Below are 15,518 nucleotides of genomic sequence, written 5' to 3'. Positions count from 1 at the left end.
TATTTAGCCTTAGTCATTAGTTTCAAACGCTGTACCGACATTATTATCACCATCATTTTTAAATACGATGTCACGTTCACTTTTATTTTTTAATAACTCGGTCACATAAGGCAAACCTTTTTGTCTAATGATACCGCCTATTTCTGCTTGCTTCGAGTCAAGTAGGCTGATGCCTTCTGCAACCATATCAAAAGCTTGCCATTGCCCAGTATTCTTATCAAGTCTAACTTTAAAGGCTACATCAATGTTATCGCGACCAGGCATAACAACTACTGTATTAACCGCAATAATCCTTTGAGCTTCGATAGGTTTTGCACGCTCAAACTGCACTTCTTGATTATCGTATAAAGTAAAAACTTGAGCGTAAGAGGTAATTAAGTATTCATAAAATACGGGTACAAACTCACGTCTTTCTTCGTCTGTTGTTTTACTTAATTGCGGCCCTATAACTTTAAAAGCTGAATATGTATAATTCACGTAAGGCATAAGCTCTTCACGAACAATATCTTTTAATATGTTAGGGTTCGTTTTTATCGCATCTTTTTCATTAGCGAAGCGAGCAAAAGTTTGCTCAGCTGCACCTTTTATCATGTTGTACGGGTTAGTTTGATCAACCAATATTTTTACCGGCACAGTTGCTGTTCCATTTACGGGCGCTTGCGCTTGCGTTGTCTTAGCTTCATTACTTGCAATTGCAACAGTAGTTAAACTGCAACTAAGGGCGATACTAACCGCTAACTTAGTGAAAAGTTGACTCTTGTACGATTTATTTAGGTTCATTAATTTACTTGCCTCCACTGCCTTGACTAAATAAGAATTGTCCAATTAATTCTTCTAATACTAATGCTGGTTTAGTATCTTCGATAAAGTCACCCGGCGCTAGCGTATATGTGCCGAGTGATTCATCGACAAAACCAGGTTGAATACCTAGATATTGTTCACCTAATAACCCCGCCGTTAAAATTGAAACTGACGTGGTATCTGAAAATTGATTAAATTTTATATCGATATCTAGTGTTACTTTCGGGGTATAGTCACCCGTATCAAGTGAAATTTCACTTACGCGCCCAACAACCACACCACCGACTTTTATCGGCGAGCGGACTTTTAAACCACCAATGTTGTCAAACTTGGCATACAGTTGATACGTTGCACCACTGCCACTAGCACCAGTGTCGGCAACTTTAAATGACAATGCCAATAAAGCCACAATTCCTAATGCAACAAAAAAACCTACCCATAACTCTACTTTCTTAGACCCCATGTCTTCCACCAACGCCTTGTATTTAAATAAAAATCAACCATAAACCACGTAAACAACACTTTAAATTAGTTAAGTATGCGAGTAAGCATCAATCAATTATTCAATCAATACTCTTTAACAAACATTATTTAACAAACATTATTTAACAAACATTAACGCGGTAAGAATAAAATCGAGAAATAACACTAATAAGGAGGACTGCACTACGGTAGAGGTAGTCGCTCGGCTAATACCTTCTGACGTAGGCTCACAATCGTAACCTTTATATACTGCAATCCACATCACAACAAAAGCAAAGACCACACTTTTGATAAAACCATTGAGTATGTCTTTATTGAAATCAACTTGATCTTGCATCACCGACCAAAAAGTACCGCTGTCTACGCCAAGCCAATCAACTCCGACAAGGTGAGCACCTAAAATCCCCACCATAGAAAAAATAGCCGCTAACAAAGGTAAACTAATAAAACCCGCCCAAAAGCGTGGAGCTATAACGCGTCTTAATGGATCAATTGCCATCATTTCTAAACTGGATAATTGCTCAGTTGCCTTCATTAAACCAATTTCAGCTGTTAAAGCTGAGCCAGCACGGCCTGCAAATAATAAAGCCGCAACCACAGGGCCAAGTTCTCGTAATAGTGATAACGCAACCATAGGTCCTAAACTTGCCTCGGCGCCATAACCAACAAGAATGGTATAGCCTTGTAGTGCCAATACCATGCCAATAAAAGTACCTGATACCATTATAATTAATAATGATAACACACCAACACTATAAAGTTGCTGCATTAATAATGGCGTGCCTTTACGAACATTTGGTATATGCAACAATGCGGATAATAATAAAATTACCGCTCGCCCTAAACCGCTAATTAAAGCAATAGTCTCTTTTCCTAAAAAACGTATCTGCTTCACGATTTATTACCTAAAAAACACTTAATTTGCACCTGCTTATTTTTAAAGCATTTACTCCGCTCAATCTTTTTATACCCGTCAGTTGGATGAACTAACAATAAATCTACTTTCATATTCGTCATCTAACTTAAATTCCTGTCACATTTTTAATCAATTCACTACGATAATCAGCTGCTTCATAATGAAAAGGAACAGCGCCATCCGCTTCTCCTTTCACAAATTGTTGCACTAACGCTGAACTATCTAAGCGAATTTGCTCCGGCGTACCTTGGCCAATAATTTTCTTCTCCGCAACAATATAAATATAATCAGCAATACTCATTACTTCAGGTACGTCATGCGAAACCACTACTGAAGTTAAGCCAAGCGCATCACTTAATAAACGAATTAAGCGAACAATAACCCCCATAGAAATAGGGTCTTGTCCTGCAAAAGGTTCATCATATAAAATTAATTCGGGGTCTAAAGCAATTGCCCGTGCTAATGCTACTCTACGTGCCATACCACCAGAAAGTTCACTCGGTTGTAAATCTTTTGCTCCGCGTAAGCCTACGGCTTCAAGTTTCATCAACACTATCTTTTCAATAATCGCTTCTGATAACTGTGTGTGCTCCCGAATAGGGAAAGCGACATTATCAAACACACTCATTTCAGTAAATAAAGCACCACTTTGAAAAAGCATACTCATCTGCTTTCGCGCATCATACAGGTCGGAGCGTGATAGCTCAGGGATATTTTGTCCGTTAAACAGTATTTTGCCACTTTCTGGCTTTATTTGACCGCCAATTAAACGTAACAAGGTGGTTTTACCTATGCCGCTAGGGCCCATAATAGCGGTAACTTTTCCCTTAGGTATTGTTAAACTGATATCATCATATATAACGCGCTCACCTCGTTTAAAGGTAAGGTTCTCAATTTTAACCAATTGGTTTTCAGATTCTGGATTTGTCATCATTCAACATCACTGTTTTATTGTTTAAGTACGCTATCGGTGGTAATTCAGATATTTGCCTCAACATTTATTAAGACATAATTTAAATCTAGAACTTAGGTCAAAAGTTTAAGTTGAGCGCTTAGCGCCATTGCTTCATTCGATAACTTAAATCAGCAATAAAAATTCTTTTTTTAGTCGCTGATGATTTTACCTGAGCCATAACAATTCTTCATTAGAAAAAGCTAAATAACCGTGTAATAAATGTAAGAATCAATGACTAGCGCTAAAGAAATGGATCGTTTTTGCATAAAACTAAGTCAAAAGCGCATTATTTTGGTTTTGCGGACAATAATTACTTCTCTTTTGCGCCACAACCAGTAACAATTTACCCTTAAAGCCAATTTTTGCTATGGAAAATATAATTTAGCTGGCTTGATATACTATGGAGTGAATAATGCTAGAACAAATTTTTATATTACTTATTGCCCTTGTTGCTTTGGTATGGAGCGCTGATAAATTCGTATTTGGAGCCTCATCTTTAGCCAGAAACCTAGGCATATCACCAATGATTATTGGTTTAACAATTGTTGCTATGGGCTCTTCGGCCCCAGAAATGATGGTAGCAGCAACAGCATCTTTACAAAATAACCCTGATACTGCCATTGGCAATGCCATTGGCTCAAACATTACCAACATCGCTTTAGTGCTTGGTATCACCGCATTATTACAACCACTTACTGTGTCATCACAAACAATAAAACGTGAAATTCCTATTATTTTAGCGGTAACTGCTCTTGGTTATTGGGTTTTAATTGATAACAACTTTAGCTTTATTGAAGGGGTTATTCTAATGACAGGATTTGCTATTTACATTATTTCCCTGCTTGTTATTACATTGAAGAAAACCAAAGGAAAACCAAGTGATGATCCACTAATTATCGAAGCTGAAAGTGAAGTGGCTGAAGCCGTGAGTATGAATTTATCATTACTTTGGTTAGTTGTCGGTATTATTGTTTTACCATTAAGTGCTAGCTTTTTGGTAGATTCCTCGGTATTCATTGCAAAAGCATTTGGTATTAGCGATTTAGTTATTGGTTTAACCATTATCGCCATTGGTACTAGTTTACCCGAGCTTGCCGCAAGTGTGATGAGCATTATCAAAAAAGAAGATGATTTAGCATTAGGCAATATCATTGGCTCAAATATCTTTAACATTTTAGCCGTGTTACCTTTAGCTGGGCTTATTGCCCCAGGAGATATTGACCCACTTGCTGCAGGCAGAGACGCTCCTTATATGTTAGGCGTAACATTGCTACTACTTATTTTATGCTTTAGCCGTAAACCAGGCGCATTTAGAATTACTCGTGCTAAAGGTGTATTATTACTGCTAAGCTTTGTTGCTTACCAGGTATTACTTTTTAGCCAATTTTCTTAATAAAAACTGAATCTCATTATTATGCATAATTTTAAAGCTTTAGCGAAAAACGTTATTGAAATAGAACAACAGTCTATTGGCGAGTTAATCCAGTATGTTGATGACGCGTTTGAGCTTGCTTGCCAACTTATGTTCAATTGTAAAGGTAGAGTTATTGTTATTGGCATGGGTAAATCTGGTCATATCGGTGGAAAAATTGCAGCTACTCTTGCCAGTACTGGCACGCCTGCCTTTTTTGTTCACCCTGGAGAGGCTAGCCATGGCGACTTAGGTATGATCACCAGCAATGACGTGGTATTAACAATATCTTATTCTGGTGAAACCAATGAAGTATTAGCTATAACACCAGTAATTAAGCGCATTGGTGCAAAGTTAATAGCTATGACAGGTAAAAGCAGCTCAACCTTAGCAAAATTAGCAGATACTCATATATGTATAAAAGTATCAGCTGAAGCTTGTCCGCTTGGATTAGCACCAACATCAAGCACTACTGCAACCTTAGTAATGGGCGATGCATTAGCTGTAGCTTTATTAAACGCTAAAGGCTTTACTGCTGACGATTTCGCTTTATCTCACCCTGGTGGCAGCTTAGGTAAACGTTTATTATTACGACTTAGTGATATAATGCACAAAGACGAACGCGTACCTGTTGTTTCTGAGCATGCTTTTATTAAAGATGCCTTAGTTGAGATGTCGTTAAAAGGCTTAGGTATGACCGCAATTGTTAACGATCAACATCAACTTATTGGTTTATTCACCGATGGTGACTTACGCCGGGTATTAGATAACCGTGTCGATATTCACAGTGACAGCATCAAAACTGTAATGACACATAACCCTAAAGTTGCACAAAGTGATATGTTAGCTGCACAAGCACTAAAAATAATGGAAGATAAAAAAATTAACGGACTGATCATTGTTGATGATAACAACAAACCCGTAGGTGCAATGAATATGCACGATTTATTAAGTTCCGGAGTACTTTAATGAATACCCTTTATGGTGATGTAGAACAGAGCGTATTGATTAAAGCTAAGCAAATCAAATTACTTGTCTGTGATGTTGATGGTGTATTTTCTGATGGTAGGATATATTTAGGCAATGACGGCGAAGAACTAAAAGCCTTTCATACTAAAGATGGTTTTGGCATTAAAGCTCTTGGAGCTAGCGGTGTTGCCGTAGCAATCATTACCGGTAGAAACTCAGCTATTGTTGCTAATCGTATGCGCGCATTAAATGTAAAGCACATTATTCAAGGTCAAGAAGATAAATTGCCTGCCTTAATTGAATTAAGTCAAACGCTAGATCTTAAACTCAACGAAATTGCTTATATAGGTGATGATGTACCTGATTTAGCTTGTATAAAAGCGGTAGGTCTTGGCATTTGTGTTGCCGATGGTCACCCTGCAGTATTAAATGGCGCTAATTACATTACTTATACCAATGGTGGCTTTGGTGCGGTACGAGAAATTTGTGATTTAATCATGCAAAGCCAAGATAGTCTTGATAACGCAACAGGCGCAAGTGTATGAATCGATTAAATAGCATCACGCTATTTGTCTTACTGTTTAGTGCGTTAATTTATGGCGTTATAGAATGGCGAAGTACAACGATTGAAGAAGATACTTCAATCGTTGATGAACAACGCCCGAACTTTATAGCTGAAAAATTACAAAGTAAAATTTATAACGACTTAGGTGAATTATCACACACCATTGAAGCCGAACGAATGGAGCATTATGCTGATTTAGCGGTAAGCTATTTTGAGCGCCCAAACTATATTTTATACCCGAAAAAGAACGCCAAACCTTGGACAGTAAGCGCCAAAGAAGCAACGCTGTATAAAGATAATCGCGTTGAACTTAAAACCCAGGTATATATACAATCAACAGAGGTTGGTAGTTTAATAAAAGAAATTCATTGCAAAACAATAGCGTTAGACTTAAAAACAAATATTATTAGCTCAGAGCAAGCAGTGGTTGTCATCGGAAAAGACTTTACCATGTACGGCTCAGGATTAATTATCGATTTAAACACTAAACAAATGACCCTTACCCAGCATGAACGGACTATCTATAAAAAATATGATGAAAGTTAACTTAAACAATTATATAAGCCAAAGTTTAAGCCGCTGCAATTTTACAAGTGGCTGTAAAGTACTTGCTATTAGTTGTGGTCTTTTATTATTAAACCCAGCTCACGCAGCAAAAAGTGATTTAGAGGAAGAAATTACCATTAAATCTCAACGTCAATCTGCAGATCTTAAAAATAAAATAGCCAGTTATTTAGACAATGTCAGTATTAACCAGGGCTCTATCTCAATTACTGCCGATCTAGTTAAAGTATTTAGTACTGAGAATGAAACTAATGGTGAAAAAAGTGATACCTATTTAGCCAAAGGTCAGCCCGCTGTTTTTCAACAAAAACTAGAAGATGGCAATATTATTCTGTTACAAGCAGACGAGATAACCTATACACCAAATTCAAATATCATCACAGTTTCTGGTAATGCTTTGGTCAAACAAGCCGGCAGTGAAGTCAGTGGTGATCTCATAACATTCAACACCTTAAGTGAAAAACTAGAAGCTAAAAGTGCAGCTAACCAATCTATCACAACAGTGTTGCAGCCAACTATATTAAAAAAACAAAAAAGCACTAGTGATAAGCCTAAAAAAACAAAAGTACCTAAAGCAAAAGATGCCTCTGAAGCAACTGAGTCAATCAGTGTAACAACTCCAGAGCCTAGTTCTAAAAAATCAACAGAAGTAACACCTGATACTCAAGTAGAAGTTATGATTGAACAAAAAGGCGAAAGTAATGCCAACTAATCCCGTCACTGATACTGAACAATCAACAGAAAACGCGTCACCAATAAGTACTCTAGTCGCCGATAGTTTATCCAAAGCTTATAAAAGCAGACAAGTGGTAAAGAATGTCAGCTTACAAGTTAATGCAGGACAAATAGTTGGTTTATTAGGACCTAATGGCGCAGGAAAAACTACATCATTTTATATGATTGTAGGTCTAGTACCAAATGACAATGGTTCAATCAAACTTGATGGCCAAGACCTTACGCTATTGCCTATGCATGAAAGAGCACGCAGCGGCATTGGTTATTTACCGCAAGAAGCCTCCATTTTTAGAAAGCTTACAGTCACTGACAATATCATGGCGATATTACAGACCCGAAAAGAACTCAATGAAGGCCAACGAGCTGAAAAACTTGAACACCTACTTGAAGAATTTCATATTTGCCATATTAAAGATAATACCGGTATGAGCTTATCTGGTGGCGAACGTCGACGTGTTGAAATTGCACGAGCATTAGCTGCTGATCCAAAATTTATATTGTTAGATGAACCATTTGCTGGTGTTGATCCTATTTCTGTTGGCGACATTAAAAAAATCATCTTACACTTAAAAGAAAGAGGGATCGGCATATTAATAACCGATCATAATGTTAGAGAAACACTTGACGTTTGTGAGCATGCTTACATTGTAAGTCATGGCGAAATAATAGCTCAAGGCGATGCAAATCAAATTCTTGCCAATCAAAAAGTAAGAGATGTATACCTTGGTGAACAATTCACGCTATAGTTAAGCATAAGTTAAGTTGAATGACTTTAACTACTCAACCAATTTACTTGGCGCAATAGCACAAGTTAAACTGGCGGATAAAAAGTTATTCAACTAACACATAAATCATGAACATAATCGTTAGTATAATAATGGTAGTCACCCTTTATACAAAATATACAAAACTGACTACTCATAAAATAATTAGGAAAAGATAAAACCTAAATGCGCCCAACTCTACAACTCCGTATTGGACAACACTTAACAATGACACCTCAGTTGCAACAAGCAATCAAGCTTTTGCAACTTTCAACGTTAGAGTTACAACAAGAAATTCAAGAAGTATTAGAAAGTAATCCATTACTTGAAATAGATGAAAGTGCTCAACATGACAATACCTCTGAACAAAATAATCTTGAAGAAGCATTTTCAGCCAAGAGTAGCGACTCAACCGAGCAAAGTAAAAGTGATGGCAGTGAAGATCAACTAGCCAACATTGACGATATCAGTACAACCGAAGCAATGGAAAAAAACGATATTCCAGAAGAATTGAATATCGATACCACATGGGAAGAAAGCTATAGTGCTGGAGTTTCAAATACTGGTGCTGTAAGTAGCCCTGCCGATGATTACACATACCAAGGTGAAACTACTGAATCGATACAGGGACATTTATTATGGCAAATGGAATTAACCCCGTTTTCAGATACCGATAAAACTATTGCTATAGCCATTATTGAAGCGGTTGATGACGCAGGTTATTTAACCGTATCTCCTGAAGAAATATTAGAAAGCGTTGGTACTGAAGGACTAGAGCTTGACGAAGTAGAAGCCGTATTAAAGCGCATTAACATGTTTGACCCTGTAGGTGTCGCAGCTCGCTCGATCCCTGATTGTTTATTAATTCAATTAAATCAATTTAGCGCTGACACGCCTTATCTTGCCGAAAGTAAATTAATTATTAAAGAACATATCGATTTACTTGGCAATAGAGATTACCGCCAATTAATGCGCAAAACTAAATTAAAAGAAGATCAATTACGTGAAGTTATGCGTTTAATTCAAAGCCTTAACCCTCGCCCTGGCGATGTTATTGTTAAAGGTGATGAACAATACGTGATCCCAGACGTTACCGTTGAAAAGAAAAATGGTCGTTGGGTGGTTGAATTAAACTCTGATTCAGCGCCAAAATTGTCAATTAATAAGCAATATGCCGCTATGTCTAAAACCATGAAATCTTCTACTGATGATGGCCAATTTATTCGTGCTAACTTACAAGAAGCAAAATGGTTCATCAAAAGTTTAGAATCTCGTAATGACACCTTACTTAAAGTGTCTAATTGCATTGTTCAACGTCAACAAGGCTTTTTAGAGCATGGCGCTGAGGCAATGCGCCCTATGGTACTAAACGACATTGCAGAAGCTGTTGATATGCATGAATCAACTATATCCCGTGTTACTACCCAAAAATATATGCACACCCCACGTGGTATTTTTGAGTTGAAATACTTCTTTTCCAGTCACGTCAGTACAGAAAATGGCGGTGAATGTTCATCTACCGCTATTCGTTCTTTAATTAAAAAACTCATTTTAGCGGAAGTACCTGCTAAACCGCTAAGTGATAGTAAAATGGCTGAGTTATTAGCCGAGCAGGGAATTAATGTAGCGCGTCGCACTATAGCTAAGTACCGAGAATCATTAGCTATACCGCCGTCTAATCAACGTAAAAGTTTACTTTAAAAAACTACAATACAAGGATTATACTATGAATATCAATCTTTCTGGACATCACGTTGAAGTAACTAACTCATTACGCGAATATGTAGATTCAAAGTTCTCAAAATTAGAAAAACACTTTGACCACATTAATAATGTTCATGTAATACTTACCGTAGAAAAGCTTGATCAAAAAGCCGAAGCGACAGTACATATCAACGGTAGTGAAGTATTTGCATCAGGTATAAATACTGATATGTATGCCTCAATCGATACATTAGTTGATAGATTAGACAGGCAAATCCTTAAGTATAAAGGCAAAATAGCTCACCATTAAACTGACCTATCATCACCAAACGCTTTAAACGTAATTTAAGCATCTTAAAGTAGGCGCGCTGAGCTAAATGATTTAGAATATACGCGCGCCTAAAACTATAACTCTTCTAAACACCATTATGCAATTATCCGAAATATTAACGAGCAGCTGTACTAGTTGTGATGTAGACGTAACAAGTAAAAAACGTATTTTAGAAAAAATTTGTCAACTTGCTGCACAGCAAGTTACTGAAATAGATGAAGATGACTTATTAACAAGTTTGCTTGATAGAGAAAAAATGGGCAGCACAGGTATTGGTAATGGCATTGCTATTCCCCATGGTCGCTTACCCAATGCAAGTAAAGCTGTCGCAGTGTTAGTTACTACAGAGAAAGCTATTGATTTTGATGCTATAGATAATAGAGACGTAGATATTTTCATCGCTTTATTTGTGCCCGAAGATAGCTGTCAAGAGCACCTCGACACATTGCAAAATATTGCTAAGTTATTTAGTGATAAAAAAATAATCAAACAAGTTCGCAAGTGTAATGACGATCAATCACTCTACAATCTAATTCAACAAGCTCACTGATAACTAATTATAAGAGCAGTTAGGTAAACTGGCTGAATTTAGTCCATAGTATCTTTAGTATTCAGCTTGGTATTTGAAAATTAGTGCTTATACCTTATGTAAATAGTGCTGAAACGCTATTTTAAATAAGCTCTTTAATAAGCCCTAAAAAGCAAAGTCACATAAGTATTCGGAAATAACACATGAAATTAATCATTGTCAGCGGTCGCTCAGGATCGGGTAAATCAGTTGCGTTACGCGTATTAGAAGATCTTGGTTATTATTGTGTCGATAATATTCCAATCAATCTGTTACCTGCTTTAACGCATACTGTTATTAATGATTATGAAAATGTAGCAGTAAGCTTAGATGTTCGAAACTTACCTAAAGACTCGCAAGATATTCCAGAGATCATTGCATATTTACCTAAAGCAGTAGACGTTAACACACTGTTTTTAGATGCCGATGACAAAGATTTGATCCGCCGTTTCAGTGAAACTCGCCGATTACATCCTCTTATTCGCGAAAACATGGCATTAGATCAAGCAATCGCGCTAGAAAAGAAATTACTAGAGCCAATTTCAACGACAGCTGATTTATATATTAATACTACTCAACTAACCCCGCACCAATTAGCAGACCTTGTTAGAGAGCGTATTTTAGGTAAAAAAACCGGCTCTATGGTATTGGTGTTTGAGTCCTTTGGTTTTAAACATGGCATACCTGTTGATGCTGATTACGTATTCGATGCGAGATTTTTACCTAATCCTTTCTGGGAAAACTCATTAAAAGGTAAAACAGGCGTTGATCAAGAAGTACAAGACTTTCTAGGAAGCCAAGCTATAGTTACTAAATTCATCTGGCAAATCAATAGCTTTATGGTGACTTGGTTACCGCATTTAGAGCGAAACAATCGCAGTTATGTTACAATAGCTATCGGTTGTACTGGTGGTAAACATAGATCCGTTTATATTGCTGAAATGTTAGCTAAAAACTTTCGTAAAGAGCGCAAAGATATTCAAACTCATCATCGCGATATTAACATTCAATCAACCTAGTGAGTGAGCCAATGACAGCTATATCTCAACAAGTAACTATTTGTAATAAACTCGGTTTACACGCCAGAGCAGCAACTAAACTTGCGCAGCTTAGTCAAAAGTTTTCAGCAAAAATAACTGTCGAGTTAGATGGAAAAAAAGCGGATGCGGGTAGTATCATGACTTTAATGTTGCTAGCTGGCGGTCAAGGTAAGGTAGTAAATATTACCGCTCAAGGTGAAGATGCTCAGTTAGCGTTAACCGAAGTTTGCCAACTCATCTCTGATAAATTTGACGAGGCAGAATAAGCTAGCCACTATTAATACTAACAGTGACTTTGCTCGTACGAGTTATATTGTTCAATTAAAATTTAAAGTAAATAAAATTATACTAATTCCATGAATTAGGTGATCTATTTCTATATGAAGGAAAAATAGCCAAATACAAAACATTTATTGATTCTAATTATTAAATTAATAACGAAGTAGTTTGGTGTTTCAACCAGTACAAATAATCACGTATTTAATCGGATTAGCATTAACCTGAGATCTGAATAAGGTTAAGGTTAAATAAATTCATAATCAGCTACTCTCTCAAGAAAGCTGTTTTCTTTTCATTACAAATATCTCTTGGTTTTACCATTTATGTGTTACTCACGTAAAAAAGAGGTTAAGGAAGCAGAGTCGTCATGCCTGAAGTATCAGAACAAGAATATAATCATAAAAGGCTACAACAAGTTCATGAAGCACTTGGCAGTGGTATGTTCGTCTATGTACGAAAATTACTACAACACATGCCTGCTTATGATCTAGCCCTAATATTAGAGTCATCTACCGCAAAAAGTCGTCAAGTGCTTTGGCAACTTATTGATCCCGAATTCCATGGTGATGTACTCGAAGAGCTTAACGAAGAAGTCCGAAAAGGTATCCTTAAAAGTATGCGACCTGAAAAGCTCGCAGCTGTTGCCGAAGGCATGGACATTGATGATTTAGCAGAAGTTTTCCGTACCCTGCCAGACAGTATTTATAATGAAGTACTGAATTCTATGGACTCGATTGATCGTAGCCGAGTCGAAACCGCCTTGTCTTATGAAGAAGATACTGCCGGTGGCATCATGAATACCGATACCATCACCTTACGCCCTGAAGTGACGGTTGATGTGGTTTTACGTTATTTACGCTTAAAAGGCCAGTTACCAGATGCTACTGACTCATTTTATGTGGTCGATCGAAAAAATAAGTTTATTGGTTCTGTGTCACTTGCCGCAATAGTTACCGCAAAAGCCGAAGTTATTGTATCAAGTTTGATTGATGCCGATATTGAAGCGGTACAAGCTGACATGAGCGAAGAAGATGTTGCCAAATTATTTGAACGTTACGATTGGTTTTCGGCCCCAGTAATTGATGAGTTTGGTCACTTGCTTGGTCGTATTACTATTGATGATGTTATCGATGTAATTAGAGAAAATGCAGAGCACTCAATGATGAGTATGGCCGGTTTAGACGGCGAAGCTGATACTTTTGCCCCGGTAATTAAAAGTACCAAACAACGCTCATTGTGGCTCGGTGTTAACCTAGTAACCGCATTAATGGCTGTTGCTGTAACCAGTATGTTTGAAGGGGTTTTTCAACAATTGGCAATATTAGCGGTATTAAATTCATTAGTACCCAGTATGGGCGGGGTTGCGGGTAATCAAACCTTAACACTTGTTATCCGCGGCATGGCTTTAGGGCATATAGGTGGCAGTAACGCTCGCGCATTACTTACTAAGGAAGTGGCTATCGGTTTTTTAAACGGGATTATTTGGGCAACCTTAATTGCCACCTTTGTCGCCATTTGGAAGCAAGATATAATGCTAGGCGCTGTTATTGCTTTTGCTATGTTGATGAACATGACTGCGGCAGGACTTGCCGGTGTAAGTATTCCATTATTACTTAAACGCCTTAAAATAGACCCTGCCCTTGCTGGTAGTGTTATTTTAACAACCGTTACTGATGTAGTAGGTATTTTCGCATTCTTAGGTACTGCGACCTTATTGCTTACTTAAAAGACAATAAGTATCAAATACCTATATACTAAAAGGCGTTAATCAATGTGTTATTGATTAACGCCTTTTTAATTAATATTAGGTCTGTTGATCTTTCAGACTTGAGCCTAATTCAATTTAGACAATTTAAAACATATTTAATCGTATCTAAACTAATGCCCTGCTACTTGCATTTCATCAATCAAAATTGAACCTGTTCTAATACTACCGCGCTTTTCTACATCACTACCAACTGCAACAATACCTTTAAACATTTGCGCTAAATTACCTGCAATAGTTATTTCACTTACTGGGTAAGCAATTTCACCATTTTCAACCCAAAAACCCGCTGCGCCACGTGAATAATCACCATTAACAACATTAACGCCTTGACCCATTAATTCTGTTACTAATAAACCTGTACCTAAGGTTTTTAACATCGCATCAAAACTGCCGTCATGGCCTTGTGCTTCTACTAACCAGTTATGAATGCCACCAGCATGCCCAGTAGTGGTTAAACCTAATTTACGTGCTGAATAACTGGTTAATAAATACGTTTGCAAAGCACCTTGCGTTATAATTTCACGGTCTTGGGTTAATACTCCTTCGCTATCAAATGCACTACTAGCGAGTGCTTTGGCAATATGTGGTCTTTCACTAATATTTAAAAATTTAGGAAACACATCTTTGCCGATAGCATCAAGTAAAAAAGAAGATTTACGGTATAAGTTACCGCCACTAATTGCAGAAACAAAATGTCCCCAAATAGTATTAGCAATGTCGGCTCTGAATAAAACAGGTACTTTACCGGTGGCAATAGTTTGTGGCTGTAGTCTAGAAAGCACTTCTTTGGCGGCTTGTCTGCCAACACTTTCAGCGCTTTCCAATAAATTAAACTCGCGATCTACCGTATAAGCATAATCACGTTCCATGTCATCGCCATCGTTAGCAATCATTACACAACTTAAACTATGACGAGTACTTGGGTAACCCACTAACTGGCCGTTACTATTGCCGTATACTTTAAAACCTGCAAATGTATCAAAGCTCGCACCGTCAGACTGACCTGCTCGAATATCTACGCTTAATGCACTTTCTTCACAGTTTTTCGCCAGTTCAATGGCTTGTTGTGTAGAAATCTCATGTGGATGATATAAATCTAAATCTTTTGGATTCATTGCCAGTAAAGATTTATCGGCTAGACCTGAGCAATCATCTACTGAAGTGTATTTGGCAATATTCACTGCCGCGGTAACCGCTTTAGTTAGCGCTTGTTCAGATAAATCAGCGGTTGATGCACTCCCTTTACGACCTTCACGATAAACCGTGATACCTAAACCACCATCATTAGTAAACTCAACATTTTCTACTTCCCCCATGCGCGTACTAACACTTAAGCCTTGTTGGCGACTCATCGCTACTTCTGCGCCATCAGCGCCAAGTGATTTAGCTAATTCAAGTACTTTAGCAACACGTTCTTTAACTTCGTTGAGTTGGTTAATAATAGGATCATGCGATTTAGAGGTTAGGGTCATATTGGTTTCTACTTTCTCTTTAATAAGGAGTAACAAGGCTAGTGCGTCTTTTAGCGAAATAGAATTAAAGTATATTGAGGCGTGAACTATCAATTATTTTCATCTTCGAAAAATTATTTCGCTTGGTATAAATCGGCAACTTAGAATATTTTAAAATTAGTGGTATAATAAACGTAATTATTATTTATTTTAA

General features: G+C 37.3%; 17 protein-coding genes. 12 read left to right on the top strand and 5 right to left on the bottom strand.

What is annotated here, in order from left to right; translation table 11 throughout:
- Positions 1 to 9: 9 nt before the first annotated feature.
- The 4 genes from CWS31_RS01175 to mlaF all read right to left on the bottom strand — a co-directional run bounded on the left by CWS31_RS01175 (position 10) and on the right by mlaF (position 3,134).
- Positions 10 to 780: an MlaC/ttg2D family ABC transporter substrate-binding protein gene (locus CWS31_RS01175; RefSeq protein ID WP_101343323.1), complete on the bottom strand. Its 771-nt coding sequence runs from the start codon at positions 778 to 780 to the stop codon at positions 10 to 12.
- Positions 781 to 784: 4 nt separating this feature from the next.
- On the bottom strand, positions 785 to 1,264 hold the full coding sequence (gene mlaD, locus CWS31_RS01170) for an outer membrane lipid asymmetry maintenance protein MlaD (protein ID WP_101343322.1): 480 nt from the start codon (positions 1,262 to 1,264) through the stop codon (positions 785 to 787).
- Positions 1,265 to 1,402: 138 nt separating this feature from the next.
- Positions 1,403 to 2,179, bottom strand: coding sequence for a lipid asymmetry maintenance ABC transporter permease subunit MlaE (gene mlaE / locus CWS31_RS01165; RefSeq protein ID WP_101343321.1), 777 nt, complete (start codon positions 2,177 to 2,179; stop codon positions 1,403 to 1,405).
- 127 nt (positions 2,180 to 2,306) lie between these two features.
- On the bottom strand, positions 2,307 to 3,134 hold the full coding sequence (gene mlaF, locus CWS31_RS01160; RefSeq protein ID WP_246143257.1) for a phospholipid ABC transporter ATP-binding protein MlaF: 828 nt from the start codon (positions 3,132 to 3,134) through the stop codon (positions 2,307 to 2,309).
- 433 nt (positions 3,135 to 3,567) lie between these two features.
- Here mlaF and CWS31_RS01155 point away from each other — a divergent pair, with 433 nt between their 5' ends.
- From CWS31_RS01155 to mgtE, 12 genes are all read left to right on the top strand, one after another.
- The gene (locus CWS31_RS01155; RefSeq protein ID WP_101343320.1) at positions 3,568 to 4,548 is read left to right on the top strand and encodes a calcium/sodium antiporter; all 981 of its coding nucleotides are present in this window, start codon (positions 3,568 to 3,570) and stop codon (positions 4,546 to 4,548) included.
- 21 nt (positions 4,549 to 4,569) lie between these two features.
- Positions 4,570 to 5,535, top strand: a complete 966-nt coding sequence (locus CWS31_RS01150; RefSeq protein ID WP_101343319.1) for a KpsF/GutQ family sugar-phosphate isomerase — start codon at positions 4,570 to 4,572, stop codon at positions 5,533 to 5,535.
- The gene (gene kdsC, locus CWS31_RS01145) at positions 5,535 to 6,080 is read left to right on the top strand and encodes a 3-deoxy-manno-octulosonate-8-phosphatase KdsC (RefSeq protein WP_101343318.1); all 546 of its coding nucleotides are present in this window, start codon (positions 5,535 to 5,537) and stop codon (positions 6,078 to 6,080) included. Before CWS31_RS01150 ends, kdsC begins: the two co-directional genes overlap by 1 nt.
- Positions 6,077 to 6,646, top strand: coding sequence for an LPS export ABC transporter periplasmic protein LptC (gene lptC / locus CWS31_RS01140; RefSeq protein ID WP_101343317.1), 570 nt, complete (start codon positions 6,077 to 6,079; stop codon positions 6,644 to 6,646). Before kdsC ends, lptC begins: the two co-directional genes overlap by 4 nt.
- Positions 6,633 to 7,376 (top strand): lipopolysaccharide transport periplasmic protein LptA, encoded by a 744-nt coding sequence (gene lptA, locus CWS31_RS01135; protein ID WP_246143255.1) that lies wholly within the window; start codon positions 6,633 to 6,635, stop codon positions 7,374 to 7,376. Before lptC ends, lptA begins: the two co-directional genes overlap by 14 nt.
- On the top strand, positions 7,366 to 8,145 hold the full coding sequence (gene lptB / locus CWS31_RS01130; protein ID WP_101343316.1) for an LPS export ABC transporter ATP-binding protein: 780 nt from the start codon (positions 7,366 to 7,368) through the stop codon (positions 8,143 to 8,145). The genes lptA and lptB overlap by 11 nt, the downstream gene beginning before the upstream one ends.
- A 204-nt stretch (positions 8,146 to 8,349) precedes the next feature.
- The gene (locus tag CWS31_RS01125) at positions 8,350 to 9,864 is read left to right on the top strand and encodes an RNA polymerase factor sigma-54 (protein WP_101343315.1); all 1,515 of its coding nucleotides are present in this window, start codon (positions 8,350 to 8,352) and stop codon (positions 9,862 to 9,864) included.
- 25 nt (positions 9,865 to 9,889) lie between these two features.
- Entirely contained in the window at positions 9,890 to 10,177 is a 288-nt protein-coding gene (gene hpf, locus CWS31_RS01120) for a ribosome hibernation-promoting factor, HPF/YfiA family (RefSeq protein ID WP_101343314.1), read from the top strand.
- A 118-nt stretch (positions 10,178 to 10,295) separates the two neighbouring features.
- A complete protein-coding gene (ptsN, locus tag CWS31_RS01115; protein WP_101343313.1) occupies positions 10,296 to 10,748 on the top strand; it encodes a PTS IIA-like nitrogen regulatory protein PtsN in 453 nt (150 codons plus the stop codon).
- A 182-nt stretch (positions 10,749 to 10,930) separates the two neighbouring features.
- Positions 10,931 to 11,785 (top strand): RNase adapter RapZ, encoded by an 855-nt coding sequence (gene rapZ / locus CWS31_RS01110; protein WP_101343312.1) that lies wholly within the window; start codon positions 10,931 to 10,933, stop codon positions 11,783 to 11,785.
- 11 nt (positions 11,786 to 11,796) lie between these two features.
- Positions 11,797 to 12,072, top strand: coding sequence for an HPr family phosphocarrier protein (locus CWS31_RS01105; RefSeq protein ID WP_101343311.1), 276 nt, complete (start codon positions 11,797 to 11,799; stop codon positions 12,070 to 12,072).
- A 380-nt stretch (positions 12,073 to 12,452) separates the two neighbouring features.
- Positions 12,453 to 13,811, top strand: coding sequence for a magnesium transporter (gene mgtE, locus CWS31_RS01100; protein ID WP_101343310.1), 1,359 nt, complete (start codon positions 12,453 to 12,455; stop codon positions 13,809 to 13,811).
- Between the two features lie 152 nt (positions 13,812 to 13,963).
- On the opposite strand, the gene pmbA is transcribed toward mgtE, so the two are convergent.
- Positions 13,964 to 15,325: a metalloprotease PmbA gene (pmbA, locus tag CWS31_RS01095; protein WP_101343309.1), complete on the bottom strand. Its 1,362-nt coding sequence runs from the start codon at positions 15,323 to 15,325 to the stop codon at positions 13,964 to 13,966.
- Positions 15,326 to 15,518 lie beyond the last annotated feature (193 nt).

Origin of the sequence: Colwellia echini (assembly GCF_002843355.2) — a bacterium.
Taxonomy (GTDB): Bacteria; Pseudomonadota; Gammaproteobacteria; order Enterobacterales; family Alteromonadaceae; genus Colwellia; species Colwellia echini.
This window is presented reverse-complemented; position numbering and strand designations above follow the sequence as displayed.